Source organism: Vibrio sp. Vb0937 (assembly GCF_033338855.1).
Genome location: NZ_JAWOTK010000048.1, coordinates 1 through 9,797 on the forward strand (window position 1 = coordinate 1; position 9,797 = coordinate 9,797).

At 40.7% G+C, this 9,797-nt stretch carries 12 protein-coding genes; all 12 read right to left on the bottom strand.

Annotated elements, in window-relative coordinates; translation table 11 throughout:
- Window positions 1-197: 197 nt before the first annotated feature.
- Window positions 198-755 (bottom strand): hypothetical protein, encoded by a 558-nt coding sequence (locus tag R7P67_RS22570; RefSeq protein WP_130250989.1) that lies wholly within the window; start codon window positions 753-755, stop codon window positions 198-200.
- Window positions 756-1,525: 770 nt separating this feature from the next.
- Complete coding sequence (locus R7P67_RS22575; protein WP_038138045.1) at window positions 1,526-2,185, bottom strand: hypothetical protein; 660 nt, start codon at window positions 2,183-2,185, stop codon at window positions 1,526-1,528.
- Between the two features lie 137 nt (window positions 2,186-2,322).
- Window positions 2,323-3,228 (bottom strand): hypothetical protein, encoded by a 906-nt coding sequence (locus R7P67_RS22580; protein ID WP_101958718.1) that lies wholly within the window; start codon window positions 3,226-3,228, stop codon window positions 2,323-2,325.
- A gap of 152 nt (window positions 3,229-3,380) precedes the next feature.
- A complete protein-coding gene (locus tag R7P67_RS22585; RefSeq protein ID WP_213886992.1) occupies window positions 3,381-3,875 on the bottom strand; it encodes a GNAT family N-acetyltransferase in 495 nt (164 codons plus the stop codon).
- Between the two features lie 154 nt (window positions 3,876-4,029).
- Entirely contained in the window at window positions 4,030-4,401 is a 372-nt protein-coding gene (locus tag R7P67_RS22590; protein WP_042764762.1) for a RidA family protein, read from the bottom strand.
- A 663-nt stretch (window positions 4,402-5,064) separates the two neighbouring features.
- Window positions 5,065-5,643: a hypothetical protein gene (locus R7P67_RS22595; protein ID WP_318086088.1), complete on the bottom strand. Its 579-nt coding sequence runs from the start codon at window positions 5,641-5,643 to the stop codon at window positions 5,065-5,067.
- Between the two features lie 153 nt (window positions 5,644-5,796).
- Complete coding sequence (locus R7P67_RS22605; RefSeq protein WP_001900222.1) at window positions 5,797-6,204, bottom strand: hypothetical protein; 408 nt, start codon at window positions 6,202-6,204, stop codon at window positions 5,797-5,799.
- Window positions 6,205-6,311: 107 nt separating this feature from the next.
- The gene (locus R7P67_RS22610; RefSeq protein ID WP_262654264.1) at window positions 6,312-6,848 is read right to left on the bottom strand and encodes a nucleotidyltransferase family protein; all 537 of its coding nucleotides are present in this window, start codon (window positions 6,846-6,848) and stop codon (window positions 6,312-6,314) included.
- 132 nt (window positions 6,849-6,980) lie between these two features.
- The gene (locus R7P67_RS22615) at window positions 6,981-7,445 is read right to left on the bottom strand and encodes a hypothetical protein (protein ID WP_262654262.1); all 465 of its coding nucleotides are present in this window, start codon (window positions 7,443-7,445) and stop codon (window positions 6,981-6,983) included.
- Window positions 7,446-7,773: 328 nt separating this feature from the next.
- Window positions 7,774-7,935 carry a hypothetical protein gene (locus R7P67_RS22620; RefSeq protein WP_318086090.1) on the bottom strand — a complete coding sequence of 54 codons (162 nt, stop codon included), beginning with the start codon at window positions 7,933-7,935 and terminating at the stop codon, window positions 7,774-7,776.
- 92 nt (window positions 7,936-8,027) lie between these two features.
- Complete coding sequence (locus tag R7P67_RS22625; RefSeq protein ID WP_203488932.1) at window positions 8,028-8,720, bottom strand: hypothetical protein; 693 nt, start codon at window positions 8,718-8,720, stop codon at window positions 8,028-8,030.
- Between the two features lie 123 nt (window positions 8,721-8,843).
- Entirely contained in the window at window positions 8,844-9,617 is a 774-nt protein-coding gene (locus R7P67_RS22630; RefSeq protein WP_213878011.1) for a hypothetical protein, read from the bottom strand.
- Between the last annotated feature and the right edge of the window lie 180 nt (window positions 9,618-9,797).

A 9,797-nucleotide genomic window follows, 5' to 3' on the forward strand; every position in this document is an offset into this window, starting at 1 on the left:
CATCTGCAGTAGAAAACCCCAAATCTAGCATTTTAACTGTTTCCATATCCCTTCCTAGCCCAGAGAACATAACGCCCTGTTAAGGTGTGAGCAACGCAATACCGAAGCTCCCGCATACCACCTTAAACACTAAACACAACGCATAGTGAAAATGCCACGCGTTGCGAATCACTCTTAAACAGTTTGTTATGCTACTGCTAACATTGAACCCATTTACGCTTACTGCCTTTAGAACGCTGTATTTTATTTGCTTTAGAAAGCTCATTAATTGCTTTAGAAAAGTCTGATTTTGACAGCCCTAAATGCTTTTGTAAGCTAGGGTCTAGAGGCCTAGGAGACTTTAACGCAGAATATACTCTGTCTTGAGGTGTTTTTTTAGGGGGTGTTGCTTTATGCAGGTTAACAACTGTTTCGTCCTTAGTTCGGACCGCCCTGCAAGTTGCACCTATTTGGTCACATTGAAACTCAAAAGCCGCTATTAAACTTTCGTCATTAGTATAGAGTTCAAAGTTAACCGAACCAAACTGCTTCTTTTCCAACGATGACAAAACTCTAGAAAGATAAGCGATTATGTAAAAGTCAGCTTGGTTTGAAGCTGTAGGATAGTCAGATAAGCATAGGAACAAAGACTTTTCACAAACTAGTTTTACGGCTTCAGATTTCGAGAAAACAAAAACTTTATCAACTACTGTAGCTTTAACTTTCTCTAACTCTTTTAAACCAATATTCTCCGCGTCTACAAAGATCATTTTCATATCATTCTGCCCTTTTCGCCCAACCAGAACAACTTTATACAAGGCACACCCAAATATCAATCAAGTAGCATAACGCTGCATTAAGGTGCGAACAACGCTAATCACCTAACCTAAACCATTGCACCTTAAACATTAAAACCAAGTTTAAACCGAGATCGCCAAGCGTTGTGAGTCACTCTTAAATGCTTTGTTATGTTTTACCACAAACTACTGATTTACTTGAGAAAGAGCTGATATTTCTAACTATTTTTCTGAAGCAAACCACAAGGCTTAAACCAACTTGGCCGCCAAAGGCGACCAACTAAAAACGAGTCATTCCACTTCCCAGCCCAATGAGGCAACCCGACCGAGTAACAACAAGTACCCTTGCTTTCCAACCAAAGCGCAAGACAATGGCAAATTGCCGAGGCAACTGCCAACCTGAAATGCTGATTGGCTAAGAATCCAAAAGTGACTTCAAGCCAGTTACACCAACAGCCAACCGCCACGACCTGACAATGAAGCAACCCACGAACATTGGCATGTTTTACGGGCTGAGTGGTTCAAGAACTTAGGCCGACAATACTGATTTGCTGAGTCTACTAGGGACGGATTGCCAGAGGGACAAAGAACTAAAGCCTAAGACCTTTAAGCCTTTGAATTTCAATTAAACATAACGCCCTGTTAAGGTGTGAGCAACGCAACACCGATGCTTCCGCATACCACCTTAACCACAAAACCTAACGCATAGTAAAAATGCCACGCGTTGCGAATCACTCTTAAACAGTTTGTTAGGGCAATTTGAACTCCTTGCGCTTTTGAGATATTTTTTTCGAAAGCTCTAAGATGCCTATTTTGTCTCGCAAAGCATCAATTACAATACGAGCCGTAATTGCTCCTAAATAAACGCCAGAAACGATGCCTGTGATTAAAGGTGATAAGTTGAATATTTCTTCGGAACCCAATGCTTTAACATATGCCAAGTAGAGCATGATGATAGCTGGAACAATACCGAGTTTATCAACAATTCCAACAAGGAAACCTACCCTCGATTCTAAATACCTGATGCGCCCCTCAAAGAGGACCTTAACGCAATCTATGCTGTCATCACCGAAGGTCGAAATTTCTTCCGCGACTATATAGTCCGACCGATATCTTTCATTTATATCTTTTAAAGTTTCTTTTGTTGCACCCACAAAGAAGCGAACTGTAGAAATGAATGAGGACAATGAATACAGTACAAGAAATGCAAAAAAAGCAAATAACGATATGTAAGAAGTGGTAGCGTCACCTAATAGAGCTGCAATCAAAGCAATAGCTAAAGATACAACGCCCGCCAGAAATGAGAGTGCTTCCATTTTATTGGCAACAAAAAAGTTTTTAACATCGTTTAGTGCACTCTCTTTCGATATAAAGCATTCAATGATCGCACCAATATCATCACTGTTCAAAATATACTCCTATTGCCCTAACGCCCAATTAAGGGGTGAGCAACGCTACCACCCAACCTAAAGCATTGTGCCATAAGCACTAAACTTGAAGTAGAAGCAAAAATGCCAAGCGTTGGGAATCCCTCTTAAATTGTTTGTTAGGCACCTGTTTCAGCACTAGAGAAAAGTTCTAAAAATGTAGTTTGACCACTTTTTTCACATTCATACTTTTCTTTAGCAATGAGAGCATTTGTTTTAATTACATCTTTATCGAGAGTAGCTAAATGAGCTTCTAACTTTTCAATTGTTGTCACTGTATCTTTCACTTGTTTCAGTGTTGGCTCCATTCTTCCATGTGCAGCCATGTTTCTTATACGTCTTATTTCAATCAAGTCGTCGATAAGCTCAGCTGGAATAACTAACCCCATAGACTCATACGTGCCACGAGTCAGCTCTATCGTTGAAACACGTCTACGGCGATAGTTTAGACCTACCTCTTCAATGAATAGATCTAACTCCTTTTCAAAATATGTCCACGCAGCTAGCAGAGCACCAAGCGGGTGTAATTTTGCTAAGTCTTTTAGCTTATCCAATTCTTGGTCATTTGTAGGCTCGTTCATTCGGAAAGCAATCAAGTCAGATTCATCAGTAAACTGCTTAATGATTTCGTCGTACTCTTGGTCATAGTGCAATTTGAGAACTTCTTTGAAAAAGGTCTGAGCAATATTCATATAAAATATGCTCGTCAATTCATTAGGGGAGCCGAAACGATGCTGTAGAGCATTACGTTCATCAACTAAGAGTTCAATTTTGTTCAACAAAGGTAATTCAACATTATGTTTCTCTAAAGATGACAAACACCCTTGAATTGTTATTGTCTCTTTAGGGTTTTTATAGATCGAATCGCCAGCATCTAGAACCAAGTCTTTAAGTATTAGCTCAACAGCATTCGCAAGATGCAATATCAGTAGTTTTCGATCTAGTTCCTTTTTTCCGTTGTAATGGGTAATTGAGTGTCCAATCAATTCCATCGCACTTTGAAAAAGTGGTGATTCTATAGCCATACATCTCTCTTAATTTTGTTCTATTTGGTGCCTAACGCCGCGTTAAGGGGTGAACAACGCCACCACCTGACCTAAACCATTGTGCCATAATCACAAAAGCTAAACTTTGAACCAAAACTGCCAAGCGTTGAGAATCCCTCTTGAACGCTTTGTTATGTGCGTGCTAAACGGTAGCGCCTTACAGTGCCCTCGTTTTCACTTGTGTAGTTGCCAAGATACTCACCGCCACAGTTTTCGATAACCTTTTGGGACGCTGGATTGTCAACTGAACAAGTAACAATAACTGAATCAGTGACAATATGGTCTCGCACCCAAGCGAGGAGAAATGAAGCTACACCTTTACCGCGAGCTGACGGTCTAGTTTCGTAGCCTACATGCCCAATGACATTTTCTACGTTGGCATTAGTACCTTTACGAACTCGAATAGCGCCTAAGATTTCAGAGTCAGATACGCAATAATAAGTTGTGCTGGGCAAATAACCGTTTGGTAACTCAGAAGTTGCCTTAGAACGTTCAACCAAACCTGATAAATAAGCTTCAGGATCTTGTTCAACGCCGGAATATTTAGGGATACCCGACTCCAAACATTCTTTCGCGTAACTTGCTAATATTGGAGCTAAATCTGGACTCGCTTCTACTACTTCCATGTCAATTTTCCTCAAAAGCACATAACGCCCAATTAAGGGGTGAACAACGCCACCTCCCAAACCTAAAGCATTGTGCCATAAACACTAAATTTGAAGTAGAAGCAAAAATGCCAAGCGTTGTGAATCCCTCTTAAATTGCTTGTTATGTTCGTACTTACAGCGCTACGACGGCCTCAATTTCTATCTGTAAATCCGCGTGAATTAGCTTGGATACTTCTACCAGTGAGCATGCTGGTAAATTGCCGTCATAGAAATTGAAAAGTAGCTCTCGGATGCTGCCTAACATTGACATGTCACGAACAAAAATTGTCAGTTTCACCAGATCGCTTTTTAAGCGTTTCTCTAACCTAAGGACTTCTGAGATTTGCTCCAAGATCTCTTTAGTTTGCTCTGTCAGACCAGAGGTTTGAGCTTCTGTTCCATAAGCTGTAAGCCCTGATATATAAAGCGTTTTATTGTGCTTTGTTGCATGGACATAAGGCCCTGCGATTTGAGGTAAGCTTTCGTAAGTAATCCGTTCAACCACTTGATTTCTCCCTAGAACATAACGCCTTGCTAAGGTGTGAGTAACGCAATACAAAAGCTACCGCACGGCGCCTTAATCACATAAGCCACCGCATAGTAAAAATGCCACGCGTTACGAATCACTCTTAAGCAATTTGTTAGTACATGCGCGACTTCTATTTATGCGCTCCAAGATATTGAAAAGTAGCATGATATGAAAGGCTTTGAACACTGAAGTGAGACGGGCAGCTACAAAACTTAAACTCGATTAAGAGACGAGAGTTGGCTAGAAGAAAAATGCACTAAACTGCCCTACTTTCACTTGCTTCAAATTAGGAAAGGATTCGATCCTCGGACTTCGACGGCAACACCAAAGAAAGACAATTCTGACGTAGCAAAAAACCACGAAAGAGAAGAAGCACCAAAGAAATAGGGTAAGAGTTAGAAACCGTAAACGGTGAAATCAAAGCAAACACTCCGCATATAGTGCCACCGGAAAGAACATGAAAGGCACTAACTGAAAGGTGTAAAGACGATCGCAAAAACAGATAAACACCAAAACTTATGACCTTTGATGTCAAACCCGTACTAACGCCGCATTAAGGTGTGAGCGACGCTTGGCTATACTTGAGCGAAGCGAAACTGCCAAGCGTTGCGAATCACTCTTAAATGCTTTGTTATGCGTTTATTTACGGTGCTTGTCAGCTAGTTTTAACGCTTCTATCAGCGCGCTACCACCCGCACCAATAGGTGTGACAAGGTATTCATAAGCTATCGGTTTGTCGAAAGTCTCTGACTCGAATTTGTTCATATACAAACGTAACAACTTTAATGCTTCTTCGACATATTCTCGCGAAAACCCTGAGAGCGGTTCCTTCGCTTGACCTAAGCTATGTATTAAATCGGCATGCGCAATACGCTTATTTCTCAGTAACCTAAATTTTCCACAAGCCAATTTCAGAGTATCAAAATCAGAACTAAGCTCTTGTGCTAACAGAGTGTTTTTTTGGTCATTAGCGCAAACAACAAGTTGCTTTAAACTCAAGTTGTCATTTGAGCCCTGTCTATTGGGGTCAGTAAGCTTAGAAAAAGTAAGCGCTACATGGTCAAGCATTAAGAAGTCTACGAAATAAAAGAAACTTGCTCCATTTTCATTCAGTAGCTTGGTAACATCTTCACCTTGCGCATAAACCTCTCGATAGACTGTCCATCGATAATGAAGTTCTGTCACCTCTCGTGACAATACTTTGTAAATCTCTTCCATGTGCACCTCAAAACTATCATGAACGCATAACGCTGCGTTAAGGGGTGAATGCCGCATAAACCAAGCTTCCGCAGCCCACTTTCACCACCAAAACTCACCGCAAACCAAAAATGCCACGCGGCATGAATCCCTCTTGAACGCCTTGTTATGTAGCTAGTCAGCGCCACCAAAATCAAGAAAGTTTACTCCACCGGAACTATCTAAAGTCGTGTTCGTAACACTACATTTAGGTGCTGAATTTACCTCTGCATATAACAGGTAGCTTTCAAAAGAAGGAACTTCCGACACGTTAAATAAGATCTCTCCAACAGACTTTTGAAACTCTAACAAGTCGCCTAAGTCTTCTTGTAACTCGATAGCCAACTCTTTGCTGTAAGGCAACAACATGCCATAAGAAACTGACTTATAGAACTGGTCATCACTGCGCTTAATCTCACTCAATGCCCAACTAATTTCCTGAAACGAATAGACGAGCTTTTTCCCAAACTTAGCACACAGTTTAGGAGCTACATCTTTAGCGACTGACTGAACATAAGACTTTTTATTCAAAAAGTTAAGCACACCGTATCTCCTTGCTACATAACGCCGCATTAAGGTGTGAGCAGCGCTTGGCTATACTTGAGCGAAGCGAAAACGCCAAGCGTTGCGAATCACTCTTAAATGCTTTGTTAGGGCACTATTCTCAAAGATGGCCACCTTACTAGCCAGCCCTTTGAATTTACACGATTTTCAAACGTTTCTCGTGACCTTTTAGGGTTATGTGTGACGCAGTAACCAAATAAGGATTCGTACCCAAAAGCTGCAATACATTCATAGCTATCAGGTGTGACTTGTCGAATGGCAACAGCTGTCTCTTGCTCTGGCCAATAGCTCATAGCATCAAGGGAGTTTTTGTAAGGTAAATCGCCATTCCGAGTATGCATGAGTGCTTGGTTACGAACTTGCCAGTTAACTTCCGGCATTAACTGCTTGAGCTGAGATTCATGGTGTAAATATGCTTTAGGGTCGTCCTCATCTGGAGCAAAGTAAATAACATCCGCGTCGTTCAATGGTGTTGCTACATCAAAGCCATGCAGCGCATCCCAAACAAGATTACGAACGAAACCAGCTGCAATATAGCATTGGGGCAAGCCCAATTTAGAGACGCACTCTAAGGCTTTAACTCTAACAGGGTCTTGTTTGATTAATTCTACGATTCTGTCCATTTCCACCCTGCGCCCTAACGCCCTGTTAAGGGGTGAGCAACGCAATACAAAAGCCGCTGCATACCACCTTAATCACTTAAACCAACGCATAGTGAAAATGCCACGCGTTGCGAATCCCTCTTGAACAGTTTGTTAGTGTTCTTTTGACCGAAAGCCACGGATGATCCAACCAATAGACCAACCTAGAACGTAAATAAGTATTGAAACTGCAAACCACCACATTGCTATCGTGGTAAAGTGGCCCTTTTGCCTATACGGGAGTTCATCTACTTGAAGTTGAAACTTCTCGTTTATTTCTTTAACTGCGCTAGAGAAAACACGCTGAGGTGATGAAGGATTAATCTCCACTTTGTTTAACCACGCAATAATTTCCGCATCAGTTTTATTTTCAAACAAATTCACCTGAATTGAATAACCAGTAACCTCTCGGCTCTCTTCGTCTGATATTTTCTCCGCTATCACATCTGATGCACTTCTGATCCACTCTTTTTCAATCGTAGAAATTTGTGGTCTAGTCTCAAAGGCAACATAGGAAGCAGTGAAACCTGAAGTGATAACTACAACTAACCAAATCCTTTGCCAGCCTCCCAATTTCATAATTACTCCTTGAATACTAACGCCGCGTTAAGGGGTGCAGGCACGCAATACAAAAGCTACCGCACAGTGCCTTAATCACTGAACCAAACGCAAACTGAAAATGCCACGCGTGCCAAATCCCACTTAAACGCTTTGTTATGCTTAAGCTTCAATAGGTTACGTTTTTCTGGAAACAAGATTAACTCGACTTTGATTCACAAACAAAAGCCAAAAGCTAGAAAACTGAAATGACTCATAGTTTTTAAAAATCAGACTTTGAAATTTGGCTGCTAAAACTCAAAAACCTAAGATCAAATTGCTGATTGAGCCAGCCACCCTAACCTCACCCTTACGCGAAAACTGATTGAGGCAACTCTCCGAATTTCCAGCGCCAAAGAATAAGTGTCCGGAAAACAGCGCCCACTGAAGCCAACTTGCCGACAAGCACAAAACCAAAAAGCTGAGGGAACAAAGAAAAACCATAACCAACTGATTTTACTTGATTAAGCATAACGCCTTGCTAAGGTGTGAGTAGCGCAACACAAAAGCTAACGCACAGCACCTTAATCACCAAAAGCCACCGCAAAGTAAAAATGCCACGCGTTACGAATCACTCTTAAGCAACTTGTTAGCATTGTCCCAAAGTTTAAGCTCAACACTTTTGACATACTCATTGTCGTAAATCGTTAATAGCTCTTCTGCATATTTGATACTATGGGTGTCTGTCACTCTATAATATGCAACTCTGACCAGCATTCCACAAAATGCTGCCGAGACAAAACAGACAATCACGTTTGCCACACCGAATGTCGTTTTGAAAGGTTCTCCATCTAAAACTAGATAGAGTGATAACATACCTAATGCAACTGCTGGTAATGCTGCGATCATGTATAGTGCAAAATTTCGGAATGGTCTTACTACATACTCTTTCATTCGTTTTTTGGGGTCACGATACTTATAAACGAATGTAAATTTTTCACCATCACAATCCAAATATGTATGACTATCTTTATAAAGCTCGACTGCTTTTGTAGTTTTTGATGCTGATAGCAATAAACAAATATCCTCGAAGCTAGCAGAATATTTAAAAACAGAGCAAAACTGCTGCTCTACCATCAACTTCATAGCAGGGTTATTTGGCTCTCCGAAGCTTTGATGCAAAAGCTCTAAGTGTTTAACTTTAAAATGCTTATTAGACGAAATTAGCTCATGAAGAAACTTAATTAAGGGTAAAGTACTGACAGCAAGTGCAACTAAAGCACTCAGAGTCACCCAATCTTCATTGAAAAAGGACATTCTCTATCTCCAGAAATGCTAACGCCGCATTAAGGTGTGAGCGACGCTTGGCTATACTTGAGCGAAGCGAAACTGCCAAGCGTTGCGAATCACTCTTAAATGCTTTGTTAGGTGTGGTCTAAATTAGTACTTTTTGAAGTGATCTAAGCTTCTACCACCTTCACCTGATATGTTCAAAATACGGCAAACAACTTCAAAATATTTAGGTTCTATTCCTTCGATTTCTTTGTACTCACCATGATCGTTAAGTGAGCGAATTGTCGGGAAGTGCCCCCACAAGCTATTGTTCGTTATGTAATCATTTACTTGTGTGTGTTTTGAGAACCCATTTGCCTTAAAGATATCTATGTATGCTTGAATTTCTGTACTTTCTGCTTGGCTTAAACTCATCCCTTTCAAGACGCGATGTGCTTGATGTTTTGTACTGTACTCTTTGTAAAGTAAATACTGTTTCTCGAATTTAGTACTACCTCCGGAGACTAACAATTGAAGTTGGTGCCAACTCAATTTTACTATATTAGTAATATGTATTGTTGACCGATGCCCCTTTCGATTTATCACCTGAACGATTTCATTTACCTTAAAGTTCGCAATTTGACGGTATAAGACAGGATCATATTCGAATTTTTTCTCAGCCGTTACCGCTGTAGTGAAAAGAGACTTATGTTTCTTAACCAATGAAACTTGAGGTTTTACAAGTCGAGCTATTACTCGTTCAGGTTTGGGTATTGGCTCAGGTTTAAGCGCCTCTTCAAGTGTTTTTCCAGTCTGTAGTTTTCCCAGTACCTTTTCTGCAGCTGCGCGACTAAATTCATGATGGATTAACTCATCATTTTGAAAAATGCCGTAATGCGTTCCAAGGCTATTATTGCTTATTCTATTAATTTTGAAACTCATTCTTTAACCTAACCTCTGAACACCTAACGCCTTGTTAAGGTGTGAGGCACGCAATACCGAAGGTTCCGTATGACACCTTAACCACTAAAGCTAACGCATAGTGAAATGCCACGCGTGCCGAATCACTCTTGAACAATTTGTTATACGAATTTTTTCAGTGCCAACACTTGCTGTTCAAAT